At 69.6% G+C, this 24,811-nt stretch carries 24 protein-coding genes; 12 read left to right on the top strand and 12 right to left on the bottom strand.

Annotated elements, in window-relative coordinates; genetic code table 11:
• Nucleotides 1-1,459 precede the first annotated feature (1,459 nt).
• The 5 genes from AC0ZLC_RS11310 to AC0ZLC_RS11290 all read right to left on the bottom strand — a co-directional run bounded on the left by AC0ZLC_RS11310 (nucleotide 1,460) and on the right by AC0ZLC_RS11290 (nucleotide 6,121).
• Entirely contained in the window at nucleotides 1,460-2,077 is a 618-nt protein-coding gene (locus tag AC0ZLC_RS11310; RefSeq protein WP_476751778.1) for a hypothetical protein, read from the bottom strand.
• A 2-nt stretch (nucleotides 2,078-2,079) separates the two neighbouring features.
• Nucleotides 2,080-2,535, bottom strand: a complete 456-nt coding sequence (locus AC0ZLC_RS11305) for a hypothetical protein (RefSeq protein WP_476751777.1) — start codon at nucleotides 2,533-2,535, stop codon at nucleotides 2,080-2,082.
• A gap of 141 nt (nucleotides 2,536-2,676) precedes the next feature.
• Complete coding sequence (locus tag AC0ZLC_RS11300; protein ID WP_476751776.1) at nucleotides 2,677-3,246, bottom strand: M15 family metallopeptidase domain-containing protein; 570 nt, start codon at nucleotides 3,244-3,246, stop codon at nucleotides 2,677-2,679.
• Between the two features lie 92 nt (nucleotides 3,247-3,338).
• Nucleotides 3,339-3,731, bottom strand: a complete 393-nt coding sequence (locus AC0ZLC_RS11295) for a hypothetical protein (protein ID WP_476751775.1) — start codon at nucleotides 3,729-3,731, stop codon at nucleotides 3,339-3,341.
• Entirely contained in the window at nucleotides 3,731-6,121 is a 2,391-nt protein-coding gene (locus AC0ZLC_RS11290) for a glycoside hydrolase domain-containing protein (protein WP_476751774.1), read from the bottom strand. The genes AC0ZLC_RS11295 and AC0ZLC_RS11290 overlap by 1 nt, the downstream gene beginning before the upstream one ends.
• A 732-nt stretch (nucleotides 6,122-6,853) precedes the next feature.
• Between AC0ZLC_RS11290 and AC0ZLC_RS11285 the strand changes: the two genes are divergently transcribed.
• The gene (locus AC0ZLC_RS11285) at nucleotides 6,854-7,525 is read left to right on the top strand and encodes an O-methyltransferase (protein ID WP_476751773.1); all 672 of its coding nucleotides are present in this window, start codon (nucleotides 6,854-6,856) and stop codon (nucleotides 7,523-7,525) included.
• Nucleotides 7,526-7,532: 7 nt separating this feature from the next.
• Here AC0ZLC_RS11285 and AC0ZLC_RS11280 read toward each other — a convergent pair whose 3' ends face one another.
• Nucleotides 7,533-7,928 carry a hypothetical protein gene (locus tag AC0ZLC_RS11280; RefSeq protein WP_476751772.1) on the bottom strand — a complete coding sequence of 132 codons (396 nt, stop codon included), beginning with the start codon at nucleotides 7,926-7,928 and terminating at the stop codon, nucleotides 7,533-7,535.
• Between the two features lie 113 nt (nucleotides 7,929-8,041).
• Here AC0ZLC_RS11280 and AC0ZLC_RS11275 point away from each other — a divergent pair, with 113 nt between their 5' ends.
• Complete coding sequence (locus tag AC0ZLC_RS11275; protein WP_476751771.1) at nucleotides 8,042-8,446, top strand: DnaJ family domain-containing protein; 405 nt, start codon at nucleotides 8,042-8,044, stop codon at nucleotides 8,444-8,446.
• A gap of 178 nt (nucleotides 8,447-8,624) precedes the next feature.
• Here AC0ZLC_RS11275 and AC0ZLC_RS11270 read toward each other — a convergent pair whose 3' ends face one another.
• Both AC0ZLC_RS11270 and AC0ZLC_RS11265 read right to left on the bottom strand, forming a co-directional pair.
• Nucleotides 8,625-9,356 (bottom strand): hypothetical protein, encoded by a 732-nt coding sequence (locus AC0ZLC_RS11270; RefSeq protein ID WP_476751770.1) that lies wholly within the window; start codon nucleotides 9,354-9,356, stop codon nucleotides 8,625-8,627.
• A 5-nt stretch (nucleotides 9,357-9,361) separates the two neighbouring features.
• On the bottom strand, nucleotides 9,362-10,060 hold the full coding sequence (locus AC0ZLC_RS11265) for a hypothetical protein (RefSeq protein WP_476751769.1): 699 nt from the start codon (nucleotides 10,058-10,060) through the stop codon (nucleotides 9,362-9,364).
• 152 nt (nucleotides 10,061-10,212) lie between these two features.
• On the opposite strand from AC0ZLC_RS11265, the gene AC0ZLC_RS11260 reads away from it, so the two are divergent.
• Nucleotides 10,213-10,722, top strand: coding sequence for a GNAT family N-acetyltransferase (locus AC0ZLC_RS11260; protein WP_476751768.1), 510 nt, complete (start codon nucleotides 10,213-10,215; stop codon nucleotides 10,720-10,722).
• A gap of 41 nt (nucleotides 10,723-10,763) precedes the next feature.
• On the opposite strand, the gene AC0ZLC_RS11255 is transcribed toward AC0ZLC_RS11260, so the two are convergent.
• A complete protein-coding gene (locus AC0ZLC_RS11255; RefSeq protein ID WP_476751767.1) occupies nucleotides 10,764-12,827 on the bottom strand; it encodes an MDR family MFS transporter in 2,064 nt (687 codons plus the stop codon).
• 163 nt (nucleotides 12,828-12,990) lie between these two features.
• Here AC0ZLC_RS11255 and AC0ZLC_RS11250 point away from each other — a divergent pair, with 163 nt between their 5' ends.
• Entirely contained in the window at nucleotides 12,991-14,082 is a 1,092-nt protein-coding gene (locus AC0ZLC_RS11250; RefSeq protein ID WP_476751766.1) for a peptidoglycan-binding domain-containing protein, read from the top strand.
• 245 nt (nucleotides 14,083-14,327) lie between these two features.
• Here the strand turns inward: AC0ZLC_RS11250 and AC0ZLC_RS11245 are convergent, their stop codons facing one another.
• Together AC0ZLC_RS11245 and AC0ZLC_RS11240 are read right to left on the bottom strand one after the other, a co-directional pair.
• Entirely contained in the window at nucleotides 14,328-14,993 is a 666-nt protein-coding gene (locus tag AC0ZLC_RS11245; RefSeq protein ID WP_476751765.1) for an HAD-IA family hydrolase, read from the bottom strand.
• A gap of 216 nt (nucleotides 14,994-15,209) precedes the next feature.
• Complete coding sequence (locus AC0ZLC_RS11240) at nucleotides 15,210-15,791, bottom strand: TMEM165/GDT1 family protein (protein ID WP_476751764.1); 582 nt, start codon at nucleotides 15,789-15,791, stop codon at nucleotides 15,210-15,212.
• Nucleotides 15,792-16,190: 399 nt separating this feature from the next.
• On the opposite strand from AC0ZLC_RS11240, the gene AC0ZLC_RS11235 reads away from it, so the two are divergent.
• The 8 genes from AC0ZLC_RS11235 (at nucleotide 16,191) to AC0ZLC_RS11200 (ending at nucleotide 24,209) form a co-directional block, all read left to right on the top strand.
• Nucleotides 16,191-16,835: an HNH endonuclease family protein gene (locus AC0ZLC_RS11235; RefSeq protein WP_476751763.1), complete on the top strand. Its 645-nt coding sequence runs from the start codon at nucleotides 16,191-16,193 to the stop codon at nucleotides 16,833-16,835.
• 80 nt (nucleotides 16,836-16,915) lie between these two features.
• Complete coding sequence (locus tag AC0ZLC_RS11230) at nucleotides 16,916-18,565, top strand: alkaline phosphatase D family protein (protein ID WP_476751762.1); 1,650 nt, start codon at nucleotides 16,916-16,918, stop codon at nucleotides 18,563-18,565.
• 181 nt (nucleotides 18,566-18,746) lie between these two features.
• The gene (locus AC0ZLC_RS11225; protein WP_476751761.1) at nucleotides 18,747-20,669 is read left to right on the top strand and encodes an FAD/NAD(P)-binding protein; all 1,923 of its coding nucleotides are present in this window, start codon (nucleotides 18,747-18,749) and stop codon (nucleotides 20,667-20,669) included.
• An 84-nt stretch (nucleotides 20,670-20,753) separates the two neighbouring features.
• On the top strand, nucleotides 20,754-21,206 hold the full coding sequence (locus AC0ZLC_RS11220) for a DoxX family protein (protein WP_476751760.1): 453 nt from the start codon (nucleotides 20,754-20,756) through the stop codon (nucleotides 21,204-21,206).
• Nucleotides 21,207-22,200: 994 nt separating this feature from the next.
• Nucleotides 22,201-22,437, top strand: a complete 237-nt coding sequence (locus tag AC0ZLC_RS11215; RefSeq protein WP_476751759.1) for a hypothetical protein — start codon at nucleotides 22,201-22,203, stop codon at nucleotides 22,435-22,437.
• Nucleotides 22,438-22,475: 38 nt separating this feature from the next.
• Entirely contained in the window at nucleotides 22,476-22,607 is a 132-nt protein-coding gene (locus AC0ZLC_RS11210; RefSeq protein ID WP_476751758.1) for a hypothetical protein, read from the top strand.
• 295 nt (nucleotides 22,608-22,902) lie between these two features.
• On the top strand, nucleotides 22,903-23,028 hold the full coding sequence (locus AC0ZLC_RS11205; protein WP_476751757.1) for a hypothetical protein: 126 nt from the start codon (nucleotides 22,903-22,905) through the stop codon (nucleotides 23,026-23,028).
• A 566-nt stretch (nucleotides 23,029-23,594) separates the two neighbouring features.
• Nucleotides 23,595-24,209, top strand: a complete 615-nt coding sequence (locus AC0ZLC_RS11200) for a DedA family protein (protein WP_476751756.1) — start codon at nucleotides 23,595-23,597, stop codon at nucleotides 24,207-24,209.
• A 192-nt stretch (nucleotides 24,210-24,401) separates the two neighbouring features.
• Here AC0ZLC_RS11200 and AC0ZLC_RS11195 read toward each other — a convergent pair whose 3' ends face one another.
• Entirely contained in the window at nucleotides 24,402-24,626 is a 225-nt protein-coding gene (locus AC0ZLC_RS11195; RefSeq protein ID WP_476751755.1) for a DUF2277 domain-containing protein, read from the bottom strand.
• Nucleotides 24,627-24,811: the final 185 nt, after the last annotated feature.

The following is a 24,811-nucleotide window of genomic DNA, read 5'->3' as shown; positions in this document are numbered from 1 at the left end:
CCGTTAACGGGCCCCGGCCGGCCCGAGGTCACCGTCACCGACCCGGCTCTGGTCAGGCGCGCCGTGAAGGCCGCCGCGCTGGGCAACGCGATGGAGTGGTTCGATCGACTACGGCGTCTAGGCCGTTTCGCATCTGATCGTTGGTTCGGCCGTGTCGTTGACCCGCGGTGGGCACGAATTGAGCCGTTGCTACCCGCCCGGATGCCGAAGCGGGGTGGCCGTTGGCGGGACCACCAGTAGGTGATCGATGCGATCGCCTTCAAGCCCCGGTCCGGAACGCAGTGAATCCACCTGCCGGAGCGGTACGGCAACTGGAGAGGCATACACAACTGGCTGCCGATGCGGGCCGTCGACGGCCCTGGGAGCGAATGCTCACCGCTGATGGCCCAAGCCGACGCCGACGAAGACCTCAACCGGGGCGTCGCTCCACAACCGTGCACGCTCACCAGCACGCGTCCGGGGCCTGCAATAGGGCGCCCCACGAAACGAGCCCAACGACCGCAACATCGGTCGCTCTCGGGGTGGACCGACCAGCCGACCACGGAGATCCACCTCGCTGCCGATGCCCACCGCCGGCCCCGAGGCTTCGTCCTCGCCAACAGAACGAGCCTGCCGCCAGCAACGTCATGGACCGCCTACGGCGTTCCCCGGCGAAGCGACCCACCCGCACCGGCCCGGCCTGGCCGACGCTAGGAGAAGACAACGACCATATAAACCGGCCGGACTCCACGTCGCAGACCGCCTTCATCTGGCCCAGCCGATGCCTAAACGAACCCGCATGCAGTTATGTCGGGGTGACGCTCTGCAGAACGTTTCTCCGGTCCGACAACCCACCGCGCAGATACGCTCGGCCTTCGGCAGGTCCGCAGCAGCCTTCCTCGTCCGGCTCCTCGGCGGCATGGTGTTCAGGCTCGGCCACCGCTTCGGCCGCAGGGTCCCCCTCAGTACGGTCTCGATGGCATCGTGGGGGTCGTGCGCTTTCCAGACCTGAGCGAGCCGCCCGCACTTACGGGCGCGATCAGCTGATAGCAGCTGGCCAGTACAGCTCTTCGCTTGCAGCCCCTTTCGCCGCTCACCGCTACGCGGCGTACAGGGCGTGCAGCTGCCACGCTAGGCCGTGATAACGATCAGGAGATCAGGAAGGAGATAATGCCGACCTCCCGCGTTTCGGCTCAGGCTGGGGCTCGCAGTTTTGGAGTCGACGCGTTCCGGGCCGCACGCGCCTGTTCGGCCCACTGCTTGACGGCGGGCTCGATGGCCCGCGCCCTGGCGGCAGTGCTGCCCACAGGCTGCTGCGATCGGGCCCGGTCGTCGTGTTGAGTCTGCTGCGTTGGCGGTGTTCTCGTGGACCCCGGAGGAACGGCGCCGGCGACCAGGTCAGCTTCACGCTCTCTGACCTCTCAGCGGCTTCCCGCTCCTGCTGCTGCGAAAGGAGCAGGAAGCCGCTGAGAGGTGCTCATCAATGACCGTGTTCTTTACGTTCCAGTCTGACGACAGTAATGTGCGGACGCTTTGGGGGTGCATGGGAAGCGTCCGTCGCCGTCAGCTCTGTGGGCCATGAGGTATCCGGGTACAGACCGACGACGTCCATCGAGGCGCTTACTGTTGCGTCAAATCCGTTGGTGCCAGTGACGCGGATGGTGAATCGGTAATAGGCGCGCTTATTACCACTATTAGTGATTTTAACCGGGATGGCCAGCGCGTCGCCTATGACTTTCGATGTGTACACCGTCAGATCATTTTTCCGTATTATAGGATCCCCGAAGTTCTCTCCCCCTTCCGTAATTCCCGTGACCGGCGAGGGTGAGATTACCTCACCAGCAGGCGCCGCCTCTCTTCGTTGCCGCTCAACCTTGTCCTCCACTGATTCCTTTTTCCGCTTCTCCGCGGTTTTGGTGGAGACTGGAGCAGTGGATTTCCCCAAGGATGGGCTGTCCAGGCTACCGTTCCGGGCGGGACGAACCTGTTCCCGGTTTGCGCTGTCCTGCTGCGCCGATCCGCAGCCGGCCAGCAAGAACGCGCCCGACAGGATGGCACCTATGGCGAGGTATGCACTACTAAGCGGTGTTCTTTGCATGATCAGTCACATGCCGCGACGGTCGTAACACGATCGATGATGGGAACGCCATCCTGCCACATGACAGCCGCAACAGTGGAACAGTCAACCCATACGCCGCTGCCAGCGCTCTCGTATTTTACCGGTCCGGCATACTGCGAGTACGTTCCCTCGTCCACCTTGCACGACACGCCAGCCTTATTTGGGCACAGCTTGAGCTTCATTTTTTTCGGGGTGCCGATGTTGTTTTCGAAAACTGCGCACGCCCCATTTTGACCTGACGCGAGTTTGGTGTAAGTGAACAGTGTTCCGAAGCGTCGCGCATCGGGCAGGCGTTCTGCATACTCCAGCTGGTAGCCGCTTCCGCACAGAGTTGCCGTGGCACGGATTGCTGCGGGGTCAGCGCTTGCAACGGCGCGTGTCTTCGCGCTGCGCGCACCGGCTGCCGAGAATGCGACATCGGTCCCGGGAACGATCATGTTGACGGCTGTAGAGGCGTGGTCGTCAGCCGGGGACTGCGGGGCGGCTATGAGGACGGATACCAGGGCGGCGACCGGGGCTAGGACGCCTAAAAGTTTATGCATGGACTCAGGTGTTCCTTTCATGGAGGATGAGGCGGCTCAGAGGTAGGCTGCGGCTGTCTTGCGGCGGTCGGGAAGGAACGGGTCGATTGCCCCGGCTGCAGAACCGGAGCCGGCCTCTGCACCACGGATTCGACGGGCTAGGGCCGCAAGACTGGGATCATTGGGCCGAACATTGATCTGGAAGTGGGACTCTTTGGCTGGCTTGGCATGTCCGCCCCAGTAGATGATGCCCTGGCAATCGGCGAGGATGTCGGCGACGACGACCTTCTCAAGATCGGACAGCCCAGTGCCCGGCTGGGCATTGAGCGGGTAAAAGAGTGGGCGAATCTCAACCGCGGTGCCAGACAGGTGGTTTGACTCAAAGTCGGCCTTGATGGTCCGGTGGGTAGAGTGGCCGCGAACGTCGCCGGGGCGGAGCATGTCGATCTCATATGCGAATCGGCGGGCCACGTGCAGTAACACCGTGGAGACGTCGCCCTTCAGCAGCGGTACGTTGACGCTCGTGCCCTCAACACGGAAGAGCTCGACGCTGTTGCCATCAACAAGGGGCCAGCCGTTCTGCGATCGCCGACCGGACCAATTGCTCTGCGAGGGGGTGGATGCCACAGCAGTCGAGACTGTCGTGAGAAGCACTCCTGCGGCGATGCCGGATGTCAGCCCGAGGGCCTGTCGGCGAGTGGGTGAGTGAGTAATGTCGCTCAACGTTTGTGTCCTTTCCGGTATTGGCGGTAGGCAAGGACTGCCGACGACACCAGAGAGCCTAGCAAGATGGTCATACAGATGAACAGGAGCGGATTGACCCACCCACTCACGAGTTCCTTGCTCGCACCGTCTTCCCAATAGCAGGTCGCGTGCAACGGAAATGTGCTGTCGTCGAAGTGGTCGAATTGGACGATGGGACGTCCTTCGAAGTAATCGGGACATGCATGCGACGGGAAGGCGAACGAGACCTGAGACCAGCCGAGGAGATAGCAGAGTGTTCCCGTGGCGGTGGATGCCTTGATCAGGCCAAGGAGCCGTCGCCCCGCCCGGATACGCACGAAGGCCAGACCGAAGCCGACGAAGAGGACCGCCAGGATCCAGGAACCCATCAGGCTGAGCCGTGTGCGAACAAGTTCGCATGGTTGGATTTCATCTTCGCCTGGCTACGGGCCTCCGACCCGGCGCGACCGATCAGGGTCGCCGAAAAGCCAAGGCAATAATTCCTCAGCCTATCCTCCGGAAGCAGGTGGGACAGGATCATTGCTACTCCGCCCGTCTGCGTTTCGAGGGCGATTCGTCCGACGTTGACGAGCGGATCTTCGATGGATGTGAGGATGTCGTATGCAGCGTCCACCGCGGTGTCCTGCGTGGGGAACCTTTTTGCAAGGTAGTCCCTGAACCGGGTTATCCCACCAGTCTTCTCATAGTGCTCACCCAGCGCTGCAGTGATGGATACGCCGGACCGCATCTTCTCGGCGAGGAGGAATCCGTCGGCGTCCTCTACGAGATCGTTGAATCCGAACGAGGACACTAAACCTATTTTCCCAAGTCGTTCGGCACAATAGGTGTACCCGGAGGCAAAGGAGTCGCTGTCGCGACGCCATTCTCCGTAGAACGTCATGAGATCTCCAGCCCAACCGGCCACGTCACCCCTGTTGGCCTTGCGCTTGTCGGACAGCGGCGGCTTGAGCATGTGTCCCGCTGCGGTGGCAAGCAGGTGCTGTGGCCCCAGCGTCTGCCCCGTAAAGGGATCGGTGAAATCGGACATCAGTTCCGCGCCATGGCTGTTGGCGTATTCGATGAACGACCAGTCTACTTCACCGATGAGGTCTGTCCACTCACGTCCCGCATAGCGCTGCTGCCGGTAGTAGTCGGTAACCAGCTTATTTGGATCGCCCTTGCCGTAACTCTTGGCAAGGTTGTACACCTGGTCAATATTCGCGAGGAAGCCCGCAGCGGGAGACACAGCTCGGTTGATGTTCTGCTGGCCATTATCAGAGCCAGCTCGGTGTGCGTCACGGTCCAGCATGAACGAGTCACTGCCGTTCGTGACCTTGTATTCCTTGACCTGGTTAAATGACCAGTTCGCGGGGAGGGGAAATCCGAGGTTTCCGGAAAATCCCCAGGACATGCCAGAGACGAACGAGTAGACTGCGGAAGACTCCTTCGTTACCTGAGTGCACACATTCCGGGAACCGTAGACGCCATGGACGTAGCGCTTACCCCTGGATGCAAGACCGGAGGTGACCCCTCGGAAGTACTCCAGGATGTGCGGCATATCTTCCTGGGTAGCGTCGTAGTCGACTGCGAAGTAGATCACGGTGCCCCGATTAAAGCCGAAGTGTACGGCTTGATCATGGGCAAACTGACCATGTTTGTACCCATTTCCCCAGTAGTACTCCGCTAGGGTCCTGCCATGGTCTTGAAAGATCGGGAAGACCCGCAGCCCGGCCTTGAAAATGTTGTCGAGCTCTCCTTGTTCCAGCATCTTCGATCCGCCACCGGCCGAGGCCTCGTTGAGGTAGCGGCCGACGTAGCGGTAGCCATCGGCGTACAACTTGGCGCCGCGGGACGGGGTTATCGTGTAGGCGGTATCGGAACCAGTGGCCGGCCGGTCGGGATCCCCCATGGACACCAGGAGCTGAGCCCACGTGGTGTAGTCGCCCTTGCCTGTGACGGGGAGCTGGGAGAATGTCTGGAACGCCTTTACCCAGCCCTCGACATCTGCATCCCAGGAATCAGTGAAGTGGGTGGCTGCGTTGGGCTCACCATATCCGGGAACGGGCTCGTTGAACACGCAGGCTGCGGAGAACAGTTGGACAAAGAGGCCGGACGAACCGGGTCCGACGGGGTGGGCCTTGACACCGGTCTGCGTGCTGGGACCGAAGTTGCCGTTCGCGTCCGCTTCCGCGATGCCGATCGCGAGCTGGATCGCCTTCATCAGCGACTGCTGCACGTCGCGCGAGTAGATCCCGTCGGTGGGACCGACAGAGAACGTCTTCTTCGTCCAGTAGTTCCGATTCAGCCACTGCTGGATGGACCGAATTTTGTCCGTGCCGCCAGCGACGGTGATGTATGCATCCATGTTGAGCAAGGCTTTAAGCACCTTTGCCTGGACTACCCCACCGTCCTGGGGGAGGCCCATGTTCTCCTTCATCTTGTCGACGGACGCCGCTGCAACTGTGTCGAAATCGGCCACCGACATGTCACCGCCCCAGTACCCCTTACAGAAAAGGGCGTGGCGGATAATCTTCACAATGTTGGGCTTCTGCTTCCATCCAATGCCGATGGTGCCGAGCGCCGTGACCTTGGCAAGAGTGCCGTCGCCGAAATTCGCTACGAGGGGACTAATGCCGAGCTCATGCTGTAAGCCCATCGTAAGGGAATACATGGTGGGCCAGCCCGTCGTCCCGTTCTCGGGGCACTTCACGTAGCCGACCAGATTGCCATACGTCGCGTTGGCCCATTTTTGGGCAGCAAGAACCTTCTCATCGGACATCTGACGGACTCTCTTCCAACGATTGAAGCGCTTCAGAAGAATAAATGGCGAGCAAGAACATGCCGCGTTATTCCGAACAGCACGCCATGTCGGGGGCAGTGGTCGCAGCGTGAAGGGAAGGACACGTACGACTGCATTGGCGTGCGTGCGCAACGGTTCGGCAACAACGCATGGCGATAATCCCCCGTGGTGGCGGCTCCCGAGGTCAGGGGCGGGCGCCTGATTAAGCAGCTTGGTCATAGCTGCGTCATGTGAGCGTCACGATACGCATGGGTCAAAGGCAAGGGGCAAGCGAAACAGCTGGGACTGAAGAAGGAATGGCCGGAATTATCCCCGACGACAGTGCCAATGGCCGGTCGTCGCACCCACCCTCGTGACTTCGCCTCTACCTCTGCAGCCTCTGTAGCTGTGGGCGATTCACAGCCCGGCCGTCATCGGCGGCGTGGCGGTGTGGTTCATGGCCGAGTCGGCGGGCCGCCCCCTGCCCGGCTCCGCCCCGTCCGTCGAGCCCGCCGACCACTGACGGCGCCCTTCGCACGGCCGACGGCCCGAGCCGATCTCCAGCGGGCGGGCCGGTCACCGGTGGACGGGGGCCGCTCACCGGTGGACGGGGCCGGTCGGCCGACATGTGGGGCGGGGGCCGGAAAACCCGCTGACAATCGCCACACGCGCGACTAGATTCGCCCGGGAACTAGTTAGCTCATCTAACTAGGCATACGAAAGGCGTGGTGCATGAGCGAGGCCCAGTCCTGGGACACGGTCGACGACTACTTCACCCAGCTTCTCTCCCCGCCCGACGACGCCCTGACGGCGGCGCTCGCCGACAGCAGGGCCGCCGGACTGCCACCCATCAACGTCGCACCCAACCAGGGCAAGCTGCTCCAGCTCCTCGCCCGGATCCAGGGCGCCCGCCGGATCCTGGAGATCGGCACTCTCGGCGGCTACAGCACGATCTGGCTGGGCCGCGCACTCCCCGCCGACGGCCGGCTGGTCACCCTGGAGTACGACGCCGGGCACGCCGAGGTCGCCCGCGGCAACCTCGCGCGCGCCGGTCTCGACAAGGTGTGCGAGGTCCGGGTGGGCCCCGCCCTCGAGTCGCTGCCCGCGCTCGCCGCCGAGCACCCCGAGCCGTTCGACCTCGTCTTCATCGACGCGGACAAGGTCAACAACCCGCATTACGTCGAGTGGGCGGCGAAACTCACCCGCCCCGGCAGCCTGATCGTCCTCGACAACGTGGTGCGCGGCGGCCGGGTCACCGACGCGGGCAGCGACGACCCGAGCATCCGGGGCACCCGCGCCGCCCTCGAACTGATCGCCGGGCACCCGAAGTTGAGCGGCACGGCGATCCAGACCGTCGGCAGCAAGGGGTACGACGGCTTCGCGCTGGCCCGGGTACTGGACTGACCGGCCGTCAGGCCTCGTGGTAGAAACCGACGTTCACGCTGCGCGGGCCGGTGCGGTCCTGGATGACGAGCTCCCCCGAGCCACCCCCGGGCAGTCTCGCCGTCCCGCCGTACGGCAGGGGCTGCGGCGGCAGACCCGCCGCCGCCAGGCGCACCTCGGACGAGGGGTCCGGGTGCGAGCCGCGCAGCCAGGTCACCTGCCAGGTGCCGTCCGGCCCGCACAGGAACTCCAGGTGGACCCGCGAGACGAACAGCCAGTCGTCGGGGGTGGCGAGCCGGCAGACGGCCTTGTCCCGGCCCACCCGCAGCACGGCGCCCGGCTCGCTGGGCGCCTCGGCCATCAGCATTCCGGCCGTCGCCCCGGCGTCCGCCCCGGAGACCGAGGCCATGGTGAGTTCGAGCACGTGCGCTCCTTAGAGGCTCAGCTGTCCGGTCCCTGTGCGGGCGTCGTCGACCACCGCCGACGCATGATAATTCGCCACGGGACCTGCCGGGTGGCGTCCGGCACAATGGACTCATGACCGAGCGAAAGCCACCTGGTGTCAGCTTCGAGTCCTGGGTCGACAAGCAGATCCGTGAGGCGGAGGCCCGCGGGGAGTTCACCGAACTCGCGGGCGCGGGCCGCCCGCTGCCGGCGGTCACCGACGCCCCGTACGACGAACTGTGGTGGGTCAAGCGGAAGATGGCCCGCGAGGGACTCTCGGTGCTGCCGCCGACGCTGGCTCTGCGCAAGGAGGCCGAGGACGCGCTCGCGGCGGCAGCGGCGGCCCCCTCGGAGGGGGCAGTCCGCCGGATCGTCGAGGCCGTCAACGCCAAGATCCGCGAGGTCATGTTCAAACCGCCGCCGGGACCCCCGCTCGGGCTCAAGCCGTACGACGTCGAGGAGATCGTCCGCGACTGGCGCGAGCGCCGGGAGAGCTGACCGGCGCGCGGCGAGAGGCCGCGCCCGGGACATGGTCCGGGACGCGGCCTCTCGCCGTGCGGTACGGGCGGCGCGGGCGCCCTACGAGCCGTGCGCCGTACGCGTCGTCCGCCGTACGGGTCGCGCGCCGTACGAGTGCGCCGTACGGGTCGCACGCCCGTACGGGTAATGCGTGTGCTCAGGTGTGCAGCAGCCGCTCCGCCATCTCCCGGTAGTCCCGCAGGGCCAGCCGGAGCTGCTCGGTGTCGGTGGCCGTGCCCTTGCCCTCACCTGCGGACTGCCAGGCGGAACGAAGGGTGCGCCGCCGCTCGGTGATCGCGTCGGTGAACCGCGCGGCGATCTCCTCCAGCACGTGGTCGGCCTCCTCGACGGACGTCCGGGGCTCGTCCACGAACCCGCCGACCGCGTGCTGGAGCCGCCGGGCGAGCTTGTCGGACTCCTCGTGCGCCAGCAGCGGAGTCCCACTGCCCCGGCCTTCACCGGAACCACCTTCGCGGGAGGTCACGCCGGCGCCCTCGCGGGCGCGGGCGGCGAGGCCCTCGGCCGCCGTGCCGGCGCTCCGGCCGGTCCCCGTGGGGGTACCCGCGCCGTCCCGCCAGGCGGTCGTCGCGCCGTCACGGTCCGTCTCCGTGCCGAGCCCCTCGCCGCGGGGCGCCGCGCCGGCGCCGCGCGCACCCGTCCCCGGGTGGGTGCCGGGGGTGCCCGTCGTCCCGTCGGCCTCGCGCGCCGCGGCCGTCTCCCGCGCCTCGGCGGTCTCCCGGCTCGTGGTGAGGTCACCGGTCACGCCCTGGTGGTCCTCTCGCCCGTCACGGCCGGGCGTCCCGGCCGCGGTGACATCGGCGCCCGGGCCCTCGGACCCTCGTGCCGTCCCCCGGCGCTCCGCGCCCTCACCTCGTGTCACGTCTGCCATTTCTGTCAACTTCCCTTCGCGTGGCGCCCGTTGAAGGTCCACGGTGCGTGTGTGCGGTTGCCGGAACGATCCGTCTCCGAGTCGTCGGCGGCCGTCTGCGCACCGTTCGTGCCGTTGTCCGCGCGGTGGCGGGCGTCGTCCTTGCGGCTGGGTGTCACCAGCTCCTCGAAGAGGGCGCGGGCGTCGAGCATGGCCTCACGCATCTCCTCGGTGGAGGTGCCGTTCCCGGCGGCGCCGTCGGCACTGCCGTGTGCCGCGCTGTGCACCCGCCGGTATCCGTGGACGTGGTGCGCGTGATGCACCGAGAGGGCTTCGAGCTGCTCCTCGTAACGGCCGTGCTCGGGGAAGCCCCGCTCCCCGGCCAGTTCACCGAGCAGCCGGTCCGCCTCGGCCACCGCTTCCCGCGGCGAGTCGACGAAGCGTTCCTGAGCGGCGGCCCAGCGGGCCTCGTACTGCTCACGGGCCGCGGGCTCCAGGGGCCGCTCGCGCAGCGAACCGTGCCGCTTCACCCGCTCGGTGAGGTCTCGTTCGGCGGCCCGTTCGTCGCCGTCGTGCCGGGCGACGGCACGGTCGTACTCGGGGCCGAAGCGCCGCTGGAGGCTGCGCCCGCCCTGCGGCCGGCGGGCGAGCAGCTTCAGGACGACCGCGACAAGCGCCACGGCCGCCACAATCACGATCAATGTGATGATCACGCCTGTGGACATGGGTGCCTTCCGGAGTTTTCGACCCAACGGGCCGGTTCAGTTCTCGGATTGCCCCGAAGCCGCTCCGCAAACGGTGCGCGCCCCCGGCCCTGCCCGCCGCACGGGGAAAACCGCTTGCGGACGGAGGACGGCACATCGCGACAATGACGGCCATGACCCGTACGCCCTCCCCTTGGACCATCGCACCGGCACCCTTCGACTCGCCGGACGCCGCCGCGCTCTGGCGGGCGTACTACACGGAGGTCAGCGACCGCTGGTACCTGCTCCACGAGGGGCACCGCACCGACCCCGCCGAGCTGGAACGGGAGATCGCCGCGGACAGCGGGGACTGTTTCGCGCCGCCCGGTGGCGTGCTGCTGCTGGCGCGGTACGCGGGCGAGCCGGTCGGGAGTGCGGGCGTGCGGCTGACGGACGCGACGACGGCCGAGCTCAAGCGGGTCTTCCTCCGCGAGGAGGTGCGCGGCCGGGGCGGCGGCGCACTCCTGGTGCGCGCCGCGCAGGACGCGGCCCGCGCCCTCGGCGCCGGGCGGATGGTGCTCGACACCCGCGGCGATCTGGTCGAGGCCCGGACGCTGTACGCGCGCCTCGGGTACGAGGAGACGGAGCCGCACAACGACGAGGAGTACGCGGAGCACTGGTTCACGAAGGACCTGAACGGCTGACCGGCTCCACGAAGCCCGCGGACGTGCGGGCGCGGAGAAGCTCAGGCCACCCGGCGGTACGGGCGTCCCGGCGTCCCGTGCGGGCGCTCCGCGTCGGAGCCGCACATCTCGGTGGTCAGTTCCTCCACCAGCCGGATCAGGTCGGTGGGACGGTCGGGGCCCCACCAGTCGCCGAGCAGCTCGGCGAGGGACTCCTCGCGGGCCCGGGCCAGCTTGCCGGCAGCGGCGCGTCCCTGGTCCGTGAGCACCAGTTCGACACCCTCACGGCGGGCCAGCCCGCGCTCCTCGATCTGGCGGGCCGCGGCGATCACGACGTCCAGCGGTACGGCGCTGTGCTCGGCCAGCACCGCCGGTTCCTCCCGGCCGTGCTTGCGGACGCGCAGCAGCAGCCAGCCGGCGGCCGGGAGCAGGTCGACACCGGCCCGCTCGGTGATCCGCTCGTAGATCTCGCGCCGCCCCTCGCGGGTGCCGAGGACCGACAGGGCCCGGCACACCTCGTCGTACGAGGACCGCTCGACCGGATTGCTGGCCAGCGTCTGTGTGGCGTCCGGTGCCGTGACGGAACCCCGCAGCCGGTCCTCGCGCAGGAACCAGGCGAGCACGAACCCGACCAGCGCGACCGGGGCGGCGTACAGGAAGACGTCGGTGATCGCCGAGGCGTAGGCGTGCAGGACGGGGGTCCGCAGCGTGGCCGGGAGTTCGGCGATGCCCTTGGGGTCGGCCTTGAGGGAGTCGACCCCGAGTCCCGGGGGGAGCTGCTGCCCGCTGAGCGCGGTGGTCAGCTTGTCGCCCAGCCGGCTCGCGAAGACCGTGCCGAAGATGGCCACGCCGAACGAGGCGCCGATGGAGCGGAAGAAGGTGGCGCCGGAGGTGGCGACGCCCAGGTCCTCGTACGGGACCGCGTTCTGCACGATCAGGACCAGGACCTGCATGACCAGGCCGAGGCCGAGGCCGAAGACGAAGAAGAAGGCGCTCATCTCGGCCGTGCCGCTGTTCTCGTCGAGCTGGTGGAGCAGGAGCAGTCCCACGGTGGTGATGCCCGTGCCCGCGACGGGGAACACCTTCCAGCGGCCGGTGCGGCTGACGATCTGGCCGGAGACGGTGGAGGAGAGCAGCAGGCCGAACACCATGGGCAGCATGTGCACGCCGGACAGGGTCGGGGAGACGCCCTGGACGACCTGGAGGAACGTCGGCAGATAGGTCATCGCCCCGAACATGGCGAAGCCGACGACGAAGCTGATGACGGCGGAGAGCGTGAAGGTCCGGACGCGGAACAGCTTCAGCGGCAGGACCGGTTCCGCCGCCCTGTGCTCCACGGCCACGAAGGCGACCGCAAGGACGACGGCGAGCACCGCGGTCCCGACGAGCCGCGGCGAGGTCCAGCCCCAGGTGGTGCCGCCGAGCGAGGCCACCAGGATCAGGCACGTCGCGACGGCGGCGATGAGCAGGGTGCCCAGGTAGTCGATGACGTGGCGGGCGGCCCGGCGCGGGATGTGCAGGGCCGTGGCGATGACGGCGAGCGCGACCACGCCGACGGGCAGGTTGATGTAGAAGACCCAGCGCCAGCTCAGGTGCTCGGTGAAGAAGCCGCCGAGCAGCGGCCCGAGGACACTGGTCGCGCCGAAGACGGCACCGAACAGCCCCTGGTACTTGCCGCGTTCGCGCGGCGAGACGATGTCGCCGACGATCGCCATGGACAGCACCATCAGCCCGCCGCCGCCGAGGCCCTGGAGCGCCCGGAAGCCGATGAGCTGCGGCATGTTCTGCGCCATGCCGCACAGCGCGGACCCGATCAGGAAGATCACGATCGCCGTCTGGAACAGCCTCTTGCGGCCGTACTGGTCGCCGAGCTTGCCCCACAGGGGTGTCGCCGCCGTCGAGGCGAGCAGATACGCGGTGACGACCCAGGACAGGTGTTCCAGCCCGCCGAGCTCGCTGACGATGGTCGGCAGCGCGGTCGACACGATGGTCTGGTCGAGGGCGGCCAGCAGCATGCCGAGCAGCAGCGCGCCGATCGACACGAGAACGCTGCCGTGCACATGGTCCTCGCCGGACACGCTCCCGTCCGCCACCGCCGCGTCGGTGCCCTGCGCGTCGCCGGTCATACGGATCTCCCTGGGCCCAGGCGTCTCGGTCATCTCCCATCGTGGTCGGTGTGACCGGTTATGGCCTGTTGAGTCCTCCCCCGGGGCCGGGAATCCCGGGGTGCCGGGGGGATCTGAGGCGGCCTGGATAGTCTCTGGAGGTCGTGAGGGGGAGGGGCCACACGTGAGCGGATCCGAGGGACACGTCTGCCCGGAGTGCGGCACGCGCCGGGAGCCGGACGGTACTCCGTCCTGCGCCTGCACCCGGCGGGCGTCGGACGCCGCGCGTGACGCCCGTACGGCCGAGGCCGCGGCGGCGGAGGACTTCGACCCGCTGCGCATCCGTCCCTACGTGGAGCTCGGCACGGCCTCCCCCGGCGCCGGTGAGGACTCCGACTCCGCGCGCACGGGCCCCGCCGGGCCGAAGCCGCCGGACGCGTGGACGCGGGAGTCCGCCACGCGCCCCGTGCCCCTGCCGCCGGAGCGGCCGGCCGAGCGCACGATGCCGCTCACGGCGGCGACGCCCGTACCCGCCCCTGCACCTGCTCCTGCTCCATTTGCTCCTGCTCCATTTGCTCCTGCTCCTGCTCCTGCTCCTGAGGACGTCCGGCTCTTCCAGGAGGCGGATCCCGGGCCCGGCACCCCGCCGCCCGGTACTCCTCCGCCGGGCGACGAGCCGCCCCGGCGCCGCCGCCGCACGGTGCTCCTGATGGTGGCCGGCGCGGCGGTGGCCGTCGTGGCCGTCGCCGGGCTGGCGAGCGGAGTCCTGTCCTACGACACACCCGAGCGGGACGGCGCGGCGCCGGAAGCGGTACGGGCGAGTGTGCCGCAGGAGCGGTCGGCCCCGGCCTCCGCGTCCCCGAGCCGGAGCAGGTCGTCCGCGCCGGCCTCCCCGGACCCCACGGCGTCGGAGAGCGCCGGCCCCTCGCCCTCGAAGTCGTCGAGCCCGTCGGCGACGCCGTCCCCGTCGAAGAGCCCGAAGGGGACACCGACGACCGCCCGCGCCACGGGCTCGGTACGGCCCCCGTCCGAGGCTCCGGACGAACACCGCGCCACCGTACTGCGCCGCGGCGACCAGGGCTCCGAGGTCACCGAACTCCAGTTGCGGCTGCGGCAGTTGGCCATCTACAACGGGGGCATCGACGGCACCTTCAGCCGCCAGGTCGAGGACGCCGTGCGCCACTACCAGTGGACCCGCGGGATCAGCTCCGACGAACTGGGCGTCTACGGCACGGCCACCCGCGCCCGCCTGGAGTCGGAAACCCCCCAGCCCTGACCGGCCGCGGGTTCTCCCCGGGCTCCTTCGCACGCGCCCGACGGACGACCGCCCGCACGGGGGCCGGACGCCACGGCACACCGCGGGCGGGGCGAGCCCGCACAGGGCGACGGTGAACACCCGCCCCACGCGTCTGCGACAGCCACACGCGTCCGGGACAGCCACGGAGGTCACAGCGGCGACCGACGCCCGGGGACCAGCGACCGGAACCCCGGCCTCACGCAAGCGGCGGCCCCGGGAACCCCTCAGCCGATGTGCAGCCGGACCGACCCGTCCGCGCCCGCCTCGACCCGCACCTGTGTGAGGTCGTCGACCAGTGCGTCGGGGCCGTGGGCCGCGGCGCGGGGGCCGACCCCGACGACCCGCATCCCGGCGGCCCTGCCGGCGGCGATCCCCGCGCCGGAGTCCTCGAAGACGACGCAGTCCTCGGGCGCGACGCCCAGTTCGGCGGCACCCTTGAGGAAGCCCTCGGGATCCGGCTTGCTCGCGCCGACCGATTCGGCGGTGATGCGCAGGTGGGGCAGCCCGAGCCCGGCGGCGGCCATCCGCGCGGTGGACAGGCCGACGTCGGCCGAGGTCACGAGCGCGTGCGGAAGCCCGGCGAGGGAGGCGAGGAACACCGCGGCTCCGGGCACCTCGACGACACCGTCCATGTCGGCGGTCTCCTCGGCGAGCATGCGGGCGTTGTCCGCGTGGTTCTGCTCCATGGGCCGGTGCGGCAGCAGGACCGCCATGGAGGCGTAGCCCTGACGGCCGTGGACGACCTTCATGACCTCGTCCCCGTCGAGCCCGTGCCGGTCGGCCCAGCGCCGCCAGCAGCGCTCGACCACGGTGTCGGAGTTGACGAGCGTTCCGTCCATGTCGAGCAGGAGGGCGCGGGCGGTCAGAACGGTGGTGGCCGTCATCGGCATGCTCCAAGAAGCGTGAGGGGGAGCCGCGCGGGGCCCCCGGGGACAAGGCGGCCCCGCCCGCCGGTCAGGGAGAAACGGGCGGGAGCCACTTTGTTCCTTCACGATACAAAACAAAGGCCCCCTGGCGCCACCACGCCTGACCAGGGGCTTCGCCTGCACCTGCGCGAGGGCCCGGGCCGGGACGCCGAAAGGAGGTGATCCCCCGCGGTGGCGGGCTCATCCGGTCACCGCCTCGTACAGGCTCCACAGGCCGAGGGCCAGCATCAGCAGCGCCGCGACCTTGGTGATGAGCGCGAGCGGCACCCGCTTCATCAGGGCCCTGCCGCCGACGATGCCGAGCCCGGCGACCGCCCACAGCGCGAGGACCGCGCCCAGACCGACGGAGAGCGGATCGTCGTACCGGGCGGCGAGGTTGGCCGTCATGATCTGGGTGAGGTCGCCGAACTCGGCGACCAGGATGAGCATGAACCCCGCGCCCGAGACCTTCCAGAAGCTCTGGTTCGCGGGGTCGCGGACCTCCTCCTCGTCCTCGTCCTTCTTCATCAGCAGCACCGCGGCACCGGCGAGGAAGAGCACACCCGTGAGGGCGTGCACGATCTGCTGCGGCAGCAGGGTCAGCACGCTGCCCGCCGCGACGGCGAGCGCCACGTGGACGGCGAAGGCGGCGGCGACGCCGGCGAAGACGTACGAGGCGCGGTAGCGCGTGCCGAGCACGAGTCCGGCGAGCGCGGTCTTGTCCGGCAGCTCGGCAAGGAAGACGACGCCGAAGACGAGCGCCGTCACGCTGAAGCTGATCAATGTTCCTCAATCGGTCGGGGCCGCCCCGCCGAGAGTGCTGCGCTGCGCTTGGACACCTCGGCACGGCAGCACACACGGGCACCCGCACGGGGACGCGCGGGCGGTGCACTGCTTGCCGAAGGTCTCGCTGGCCGGCCCCGCGCACGAGGTCTGCCTCCGGGCGCCGGCTCAGACGAGCTGAGCAGTATGTCGACGGTCCGGCGAAGAGCTACTCCCCTTCTGCGCCGTCCATCCTACGCGACGCCCGCGGACGCCCCCCAGGGTCTTTGGTCCCGTCATGACCCTTGCTTTGTCATGTACCCGTCATTAGCTTCTCACCCGACGCACATCTCCCGGAAACAAGCCGCCGCAAGCATGTGCTCGCTCGCCCCAACGGTCCTGCTCTGCAAGGGAGTTCGCATGCCAAAGGTCTACGCGCGTCGACGGCTGAGCATACTCGCAGCCGTCACCGGTCTGATAGCCATGGCCGGGATTTTCAACAGCCCGACGGCCTCCGCCGCTCTGCCCACCCCGGTCAGCGCCGCCACCGCCCGCAGCTACCTCGCCTCGCTCAGCGTGGCGACCGAGGACCGCACCGGATACAACCGCGACCTCTTCCCGCACTGGATCACGGTCAGCGGGGCGTGCAACACCCGTGAGACGGTCCTCAAGCGCGACGGCACGAACGTCGTCACCGACTCCGCCTGCGCCGCCACCAGCGGCAGCTGGTACTCGGTCTACGACGGCGCGACCTGGACCGCCGCCTCCGACCTGGACATCGACCACCTGGTGCCGCTGGCCGAGGCATGGGACTCCGGCGCCGACGGCTGGACCACCGCGCAGCGCCAGGCCTTCGCCAACGACCTGACGCGTCCCCAGCTCATCGCCGTCACCGACAACGTCAACCAGGCCAAGGGCGACCAGGACCCCGCCACCTGGATGCCCTCGCGGACCAGCTACGCCTGCACCTACGTGCGCGCCTGGGTCCAGGTGAAGTACTACTACGACCTCTCGGTCGACAGCGCGGAGAAGAACAAGCTGTCCTCGGTGCTCAGCGGCTGCTGAGGGCCCGACACTTCCCGGGAACCCTGTCGCCAGTCTCCGTCGTTCCGTACCGTACGGGACGACGGAGGAAGGTGATCGCCGTGTCGGAGCTGCTCCTGGGCCCCCTGCTCAGGTTTGTCGACGACTCGTCCGCGACCGTATGGGTCGAGACGAGTGGTCCGTGTACCGCAAGGGTGCGGTGCGCCAAGGGTGCCGAGGGCGAGGCCCGCACGTTCCAAGTCGCCGGCCACCACTACGCGCTGGTGGTCCTCACCGCCCTGGAGCCGGGCACCGAATCGACGTACGAACTGCTGCTGGACGACACACCCGTCTGGCCGCTGCCCGACTCGGGCTTCCCGCCCCCGGCCATCCGCACCCTGGACCGGGACAGCGGGGACAGCGTGCGGGTCACCTTCGGCTCCTGCCGCTGGGCGGCGCCGCCCGGGGACGAGAAGGACCCCGTCGGCCCCGACGCCCTGGACACGCTCGCCGCGCGCCTGTTCTCCTCCCCGGAGGCGGAGCGCCCCGACGTGCTCCTCCTGCTCGGCGACCAGGTGTACGCGGACGAGACCTCCGAGTCCACCCGCCGCTGGATCGCCTCCCGCCGCGACCTGGACCAGCCCCCGGGCGAGCAGGTCGCGGACTACGAGGAGTACACCCGGCTGTACCACGAATCGTGGCGGGACCCCGAGATCCGCTGGCTGCTGTCCACGGTCCCCACCTGCATGATCTTCGACGACCACGACGTCATCGACGACTGGAACACGAGCGCGTCCTGGCTCGCCGACATCCGTGCCACGTCGTGGTGGCGCGAGCGCATCCTGGGCGGCCTGATGTCGTACTGGGTCCACCAGCACCTCGGCAACCTGTCACCGGCCGAGCTGGAGGCCGACCCGCTCTACGCCGCCGTCCGCGCGACCTCCGACGGCACGGACGTCCTGCGGGAGCACGCCGCCCGGTCCGACGCCGACCCGGCCTCGTTCCGCTGGAGCTACCGCCGCGACTTCGGCCGCGTCCGCGTGGTGATGCTGGACTCGCGGGCGGCCCGCGTCCTGGACGAGGACAACCGCTCGATGCTGGACGAGGGCGAGGAGCGGTGGCTGCGGGAGCAGGTGCTGGACCGCCGCGACGCCTACGACCACCTCCTCATCGGCACCTCGCTGCCCTGGCTGCTCCCCCACCTCATCCACGACGCCGAGACGTGGAACGCGGGCGTGTGCCGGGGCGAGCGCGGGGCCCGCTGGGCGCGCATCGGGGAACAGGTGCGCAGGAAGGCCGATCTGGAGCACTGGGCGGCGTTCCCCGAGTCCTTCGAGGCGCTGCGCCGGCTGATCGCCGAGGCGGGAAGCGGCGAACAGGCCCCGGCCACGGTGCTCGTGCTCTCCGGTGACGTGCACCACGCCTATGTGGCCGAGCCCCTGTGGCCCGCCGACGCCACCCCGGACGCCCGGGTCCTCCAGCTGACCTGCTCGCCCGTCCACAACTCCATCCCCACGTCCATGCGGCTCGGTTTCCGCTTCGGCTGGAGCCGGACGGGACGCGCGATAGGGCGCCTGCTCTCCCGGCACGGACGTCTCGGCCGGCCCGCGGTGGACTGGCGCAGGACGGGCGGACCCTGGTTCGGCAACCAGCTCATGACCCTGACCCTGCACGGACGCGAAGCCCGGCTGCGCCTCGAACAGGCCCGCGCGGTCGAGGGCGCCGACGCCCGGCTGACGACGGTGGAGGAGTCCCGCCTCACCCCGCAATGAGCCCATTGCGCCCGGTTGCCCGGTGCGTTGTCCCGGATGCCCGTGACGCATCCCACACCCGGCGCCGATCATCCGCTCCGGGCTCGGCTCGCGCCCCGTACGACGGCATGATGAGGCAGACCGTCCGCTTCTGGCGGACGGTCTGCTGCCCTTGCGCCCCATACGCCCGGGAGTCACCCCCTTGTCTGCAGCACCCGCGGAAGCCGCGCACGCCTCCGTCGCCCTGATTGGCGCGGGTCCCCGCGGCACCAGCGTCCTGGAGCGTCTGTGCGCCTCCGCACCCGAACTGCTCCCACCGGGCGCGTGCCTGACCGTCCATGTCGTCGACCCGTCGCCGCCGGGGCCCGGCCGGGTCTGGCGGACCACGCAGCCGCCGGAGCTGCTGATGAACACAGTCGCCTCGCAGGTGACCCTCTTCACCGACGAGAGCGTCGAGTGCGCGGGCCCGGTACGCCCCGGCCCCAGCCTGCACGCCTGGGCCGCCGGCTCCGACACCGAGGCGGCGCCCGGCCCCGACGACTACCCGACGCGGGCCCAGTACGGCCGCTATCTCGCGTGGGTCTTCGCCGAGACGGTCCGCGCCGCGCCGCCCTGCGTGCGCGTCGAGACGCACAGCGCCCGCGCCGTCCGCCTCGACGACGGCCCCGACGGCCGGCAGACGGTCACGCTCTCCACCGGCCGGACCCTGCGGGACCTGTCCGCGGTGGTCCTCGCCCAGGGCCATCTGCCGGTGCTAGCGGACCCCGGGCACCGGCACCTGACCGCGTACGCCCGCCGGCACGGGCTGCGCCACGTCCCGCCCGCCAACCCCGCCGACGTCGACCTCGCCCCGATCGCCCCCGGCGAACCGGTGCTGCTGCGCGGGCTCGGCCTCAACTTCTTCGACCACATGGCCCTGCTGACGACCGGCCGCGGCGGCCAATTCGTCCGCACGGACGGGGGCCTGCGCTACCGACCCTCGGGCGACGAGCCCCGGCTGTACGCCGGTTCCCGCCGGGGGATCCCCCACCATGCCCGCGGCGACAACGCGAAGGGCCCGTACGGCCGCCACACCCCGCTGGTACTCACGGAGGAGGTGATCTCCCGCTTCCGCAAGCGCGCGGACTCCGGGGAGGCGCCGGACTTCCTCACCGAGATATGGCCGCTGGTCGCCAAGGAGGTCGAAACGGTCTACTACGACGGGCTGTTGCGGCGCCGGGGAACACCCGCGCGGGCCGCCTTCCGGGCCCGCTTCCTGGCCGGCGCGCACCGCAGCCCCCAGGAGGCGGCGCTGCTCGACGAGTTCGGCGTCCCGCACGCCGACCGCTGGTCCTGGGACCGGCTGTCCCGCCCGTACGGCCCGCGGTCCTTCACGGGACCGGACGCCTGGCGCGGCTGGCTGCTCCCGCATCTGCGCGCGGACGCCGGACAGGCCGCCCTCGGCAATGTCGACGGCCCGCTGAAGGCCGCCCTCGACGTACTGCGCGACCTGCGCAACGAGCTGCGGCTGATCGTGGACCACGGCGGCCTGTCGGGCACCTCACGCCGGGACCATCTGGACCGCTGGTACACCCCGCTCAACGCCTTCCTCTCCATCGGCCCGCCCCGGCGGCGCATCGAGGAGATGGCCGCGCTGATCGAGGCGGGCGTGCTGGACGTGGTCGGCCCGCGGATGGAGGTGCGGACCGAGGGCGGCAGGTGGGTCGCCCACTCCCCCGAGGTGCCCGGCTCGGCCGTCCGGGCCACCACGCTCGTCGAGGCGCGGCTGCCGGAACCGGATGTGCGGCGGACCGCCGACGAACTCCTCGCCGGGTTGCTGACGTCGGGCTGCTGCCGCCCGCACACCGTCGACGGCTACGAGACCGGCGGGCTGGACGTGACCCCGCGCCCGTATCGGCTGATGGATCGTCAGGGGCGGGCGCACGCGCGCCGGTTCGCCTTCGGCGTGCCGACGGAAGGTGTGCACTGGGTGACGGCGGCCGGGGCCAGGCCAGGGGTGGATTCGGTCACGCTGTCGGACGCCGACGCGGTGGCGCGGGCGGCGCTACGTGCGACGGCCCCCGAGACGGAACCGGAAACGGAGCCGAAACCGAGGCTGGATGTTGAACTTGCAAGTATAGATTAGGTACGCCTAACCTTTGGCTCACTCGGTTCCGTCCCCGAGACCGGTCCGTCCGCGGACCGGCCCCGACCGAAGGAGTCCCCCCACATGACCGAACGCCTCGACAGCGCCCAGCCCTATGCCATCGGCCTGTTCCGCATCGTCGTCGGCCTGCTCTTCGCCTGCCACGGCGCCGCCTCGCTCTTCGGCGTCCTCGGCGGCGCCGTGGGCGGCGGTTCCGTCCCCGCCGGGACCTGGCCGGGCTGGTACGCGGCCGTGATCCAGCTCGTGGGCGGCACCCTGGTACTGCTCGGCCTCGGCACCCGCGCCGCCGCCTTCGTCTCGTCGGGCTCGATGGCGTACGCGTACTTCGACGTGCACCAGTCGGCGGCCCTGTGGCCCATCCAGAACGGCGGCGAACTCTCCGCACTGTTCTGCTGGTCCCTGTTCCTGCTCGTCTTCACCGGCTCGGGCGCTCTCGGCCTCGACCGGCTCCTCGCGGGCCGCACCTCCCCGGCGGCCGACAAGGACACCGCGGGCCAGGCACCGGTCACGGCCTGACCCCTCGCGCGCCGGCGTCCGTCCCCACCCCCGGGCGGACGCCGGCGTCCGCCGGCCCGCGGCACCCGCCGACACGAGCTGCGCGCCGTAGGGGCCGGCTCCAGCGGCCGCGGCACATCTGCGGCAGGTTTCGGACGCTTCAGAGCATCGCCGCAAGGCAGTCGGTTTCGCCGGTGACGTCCTGACCGTCGGCAAGCTCGGAAGTCAATTGGGAAACGGCGACTTTTCACGGGTGCGTTCGGGACAGTGCTCAGCACTGCTGCGGACAAGGCTTTCACCGCAGGCTGTACCGCCGCGACCGGCGCCGTCGGAACCGTTCCCTGCGCATTCGGCGGGATGCTGGTCAGCGAGGGAGTCGACAGGCTATATGAAGGTGCAACTTCGTGACGGAAGGTAGTGACACAATGTTCCAGGAAATGACCAGTTTGGCTTTTCGGGGGTCCGGCAGTTCCATGCCGATCTGGCTCTTCATTGTTCTCGCGATAGTGGCCCTCGGGGGGATAGTTCTGGCCATGCGCGCCAAGCGCAAGTAGCACTCCTCGGACAGACGGATCCGGTGGCCCAGCCCGTGCTGGGCCACCGGATCCGTCTGCCAGTTCACCCCTGTATTCCCTGCCGTCCCTACGACTGGGGCATCGGAAGTGCTCGGTCGGGGAGTTGGCGCGACAGCTATATGCGACGTGAGCAGGGAAATCGGCTGTAGGCAACAAAGATGGTCGCCCCGACCTACCGATGTCGGCAACTACCACTATTCCGCTGGCCTCTACAACCTCAAGGCCTGCGCCGCTTTCAATGCCGAGGTGTGAGATGTCGAGCCTCCTGCCGCAGATGACCGCCCTGCGTGAAAAAGTGAGGCCAGGCCCGCTACTACGACGCCAACTCCGGCCGCTTCACCCAGCCCGACCCCTCCGGCCAGGAACAGAACCCCTACCTGTACGCCGAAGGCGACCCGGTCAACCGTATCGACCCGAACGGCACCCTCAGCCTCGGGAGCGTGCTCGACGCTGTCGGCCAGGGAGGGGACGCGATCGCTGCCGGCCAATTCGTCGGACAGCTGGTCACCGGGAATTACAAGGCGGCTGGAACGGTGATCAGTGTCGCCGCTGACAAGGCCTTCGCTGCCGGCTGCACCTACCTGACCGGCGGGGCAGGAGCCATCCCCTGCGCAGTCGGCGGGATGGCAGTCGGCCAGGCCACGGAAGCGGCGTACGACGACGCCGCCACGAGCTAGGTCAGAGCCCTCGTCCCGCTTGCAACGAAGGAGACACCATGCAATCGACCGCAGCTTCGACTGTGCTGGCCTACAAGGGACTTGGCGGCGTCCCCCTCTGGCTGCTGGTCGGGATCGTCATCCTGGCGTTCATCGCCTTCGGCGTTGCCCAGGCTCGCAAGAAGAAGTAGCACCCGAGATCCGTGCAGCTTGCGGAGCCTGTTCTTTCCGGGGCTCCGCCCGCCGCCGTCCAGCGCGGTCGCACCGGCGGACGAGGACGGCAACATGGCCGACTCGTACGCCTACAGCCCCCGCGGCGTGCGCACCCTGGCCCGGTCCAGTGCACCCGTCGCCCCTACCGCTTTGCCGGCGGCAGGACGAGGGCAACTACTCGGATACGGCGCGCGGGCGAACCGGGGGAGACGGCCGCAACCAGCGTCCTGAATCAGACACCGCTGAGCAACAACCAGCTGACAGGAGAACTACATGTCGCACGGTCAGCTCCTGGCCAAGGGCGCCGGGGAGGGCACTCCCTCCTTCTGGATCATCGCTGTCGCTCTGGTCGCCATCGTCGGAGTGGCGTTCTTGATCAGCAAGGCCCGCAAGAGGTAGCACCATCCACGGAACACGGAGGAAGTGTGGCGCTTCGCCCGGCTGGTCCGGTGGCGCCGGGTCTACCCGCCGACGGGCCGGGAGGGCTTGGTGCCGGTGGCGTTCGTGTTCGCGGACACCACCGAGGCGAAGGTCGCCGACGCGGTCGCCGTGCTGGAGGAGGCCGGCCACCGCTACCGGGCTCCGCGCCGGTTCGAGACCTACCACCCGGAGGATCACGGCCCGGGACTGCGGCCAGGCGGTGTCCGTCCTCGCCATGCACCCCGGAGCAGCTCCAGGGTGCATGGCGCCGGTGTGGCGGCCGCTGGCGGAAACGATGTCGTCTGTGCGGGAGCCGACCGGTGCCCCCTCGCCGGCCCAGTACCCGCAGGCCGCGCCCGTCTTCACCTGCCCTGCGCCAAGGGGAAGAACCCGGAAGCCGACGCATGGCGTGACGACACATGCGCCCCCCGTGGCTCTCCTGTCACACCTCACGCGTACGCTGAATGGCTGTCACAGGCCGCCCTGCCGCTCCTCCCGACGTCGCGGCGTGGTCGTGCCCACGGGGGAGTCCAGGGGGAGTGTTCGTGCTTGAGAGTGTGGGGCTGCTGACCGGCAGCCCATGGATCTACGCCGTGGTGGCCGTGTCCGTGCTGCTGGACGTCTTCCTGCCGGTCCTGCCCAGCGGCGTCCTGGTCATCGCCGCGGCCACGGCGGCCGCGGCGGGCACCGCGACGGGCGCGCGGGTCCCGCACGACGTGCCCGACATCCTGGCCCTCACCCTCTGCGCGGCGACCGCGTCGGTGCTGGGCGACATGGTGGCGTTCCGCCTCGCCCGGCGCGGTGGCGAACGCCTCGACCGCGCCATCGCCCGCTCCCGCCGGCTCACCCGCGCGCAGGAACGTCTCGGCGCCGCGCTCGCCCGGGGCGGCGGCGGCCTGGTCGTGATCGCCCGTTTCGCCCCCGCGGGCCGCTCGGTCGTCTCCCTCGGCGCGGGCGCCGCTCACCGCCGGGTCCGCGACTTCCTGCCGTGGTCCATCCTCGCGGGCGTCGCGTGGGCCGCGTACAGCGTGGCCCTCGGCTACTTCGGCGGCCAGTGGCTGGGCGCCACCTGGCTGGCGACGGGCGTCTCCTTCGCGGCCCTCTGCGCCGCCGGCGCCGCGGCCGCGTTCCTGGTGCGCCGCCCGGCGGTGCAGCGGTAGCAGCGTCCCACCGCCCCCGCCCCCGCCCTCCGCCCCGCCTGCTCGCCGGGACAGGCCGGGGCCCCGCCCCCGCTCGCCGCACCCGCCCAGCGGAGCGAGGCCGGGGGCACGGCACCCGGAGCGGGCATGGCGAAACCGCGGGCGGGCGGCCGGAAGCCCGGCTACGGGACGCGCCCCCGGAACCGGGGCGGCTCAGTGAGCCGCCGCCCGCCCCCGCACCTCCAGCCCCTCCAGCAATTCGGCCGTCGCCTCGGCGACGGCCTCCACGGCACGGTCGAAGACCTCGCGATTGTGCGCGGCCGGCGCCCGGAAGCCGGACACCTTGCGGACGTACTGGAGGGCGGCGGCCCGGATGTCCTCCTCGGTCGCCTCCTCGGGGAGTACGGGCGGACGGAGCGTCTTGATGCTGCGGCACATAGGTCCAGTGTCGCGCGCACGCGACCTTCCCCGCCGGGGAACGACGGGCCTCTGTCCCCGTCCACCCTCATGGTGAGATCATCCACGGCGAGGCGGCCACCGTCACGGGGCCGACCGACGAGAGGAATGACCATATGACGGACAACCATGCCCCGGACCGGAGCGCACCCCTGCCCACCAGCACC

The sequence above is a fragment of the Streptomyces sp. GLSS-08 genome, from assembly GCF_056387915.1.
This window is presented reverse-complemented; position numbering and strand designations above follow the sequence as displayed.

Coding starts and splice junctions, on each gene's coding strand:
- AC0ZLC_RS11235 (WP_476751763.1), top strand. CDS start 16,191: ATGCCAAAGGTCTACGCGCGTCGACGGCTGAGCATACTCGCAGCCGTC.
- AC0ZLC_RS11270 (WP_476751770.1), bottom strand. CDS start 9,356: ATGGCAGACGTGACACGAGGTGAGGGCGCGGAGCGCCGGGGGACGGCA.
- AC0ZLC_RS11295 (WP_476751775.1), bottom strand. CDS start 3,731: ATGGGTTCCTGGATCCTGGCGGTCCTCTTCGTCGGCTTCGGTCTGGCC.
- AC0ZLC_RS11305 (WP_476751777.1), bottom strand. CDS start 2,535: ATGATCGTTCCCGGGACCGATGTCGCATTCTCGGCAGCCGGTGCGCGC.
- AC0ZLC_RS11285 (WP_476751773.1), top strand. CDS start 6,854: ATGAGCGAGGCCCAGTCCTGGGACACGGTCGACGACTACTTCACCCAG.
- AC0ZLC_RS11265 (WP_476751769.1), bottom strand. CDS start 10,060: ATGTCCACAGGCGTGATCATCACATTGATCGTGATTGTGGCGGCCGTG.
- AC0ZLC_RS11210 (WP_476751758.1), top strand. CDS start 22,476: ATGCAATCGACCGCAGCTTCGACTGTGCTGGCCTACAAGGGACTTGGC.
- AC0ZLC_RS11220 (WP_476751760.1), top strand. CDS start 20,754: ATGACCGAACGCCTCGACAGCGCCCAGCCCTATGCCATCGGCCTGTTC.
- AC0ZLC_RS11195 (WP_476751755.1), bottom strand. CDS start 24,626: ATGTGCCGCAGCATCAAGACGCTCCGTCCGCCCGTACTCCCCGAGGAG.
- AC0ZLC_RS11255 (WP_476751767.1), bottom strand. CDS start 12,827: ATGACCGGCGACGCGCAGGGCACCGACGCGGCGGTGGCGGACGGGAGC.
- AC0ZLC_RS11310 (WP_476751778.1), bottom strand. CDS start 2,077: ATGCAAAGAACACCGCTTAGTAGTGCATACCTCGCCATAGGTGCCATC.
- AC0ZLC_RS11275 (WP_476751771.1), top strand. CDS start 8,042: ATGACCGAGCGAAAGCCACCTGGTGTCAGCTTCGAGTCCTGGGTCGAC.
- AC0ZLC_RS11290 (WP_476751774.1), bottom strand. CDS start 6,121: ATGTCCGATGAGAAGGTTCTTGCTGCCCAAAAATGGGCCAACGCGACG.
- AC0ZLC_RS11205 (WP_476751757.1), top strand. CDS start 22,903: ATGTCGCACGGTCAGCTCCTGGCCAAGGGCGCCGGGGAGGGCACTCCC.
- AC0ZLC_RS11245 (WP_476751765.1), bottom strand. CDS start 14,993: ATGCCGATGACGGCCACCACCGTTCTGACCGCCCGCGCCCTCCTGCTC.
- AC0ZLC_RS11260 (WP_476751768.1), top strand. CDS start 10,213: ATGACCCGTACGCCCTCCCCTTGGACCATCGCACCGGCACCCTTCGAC.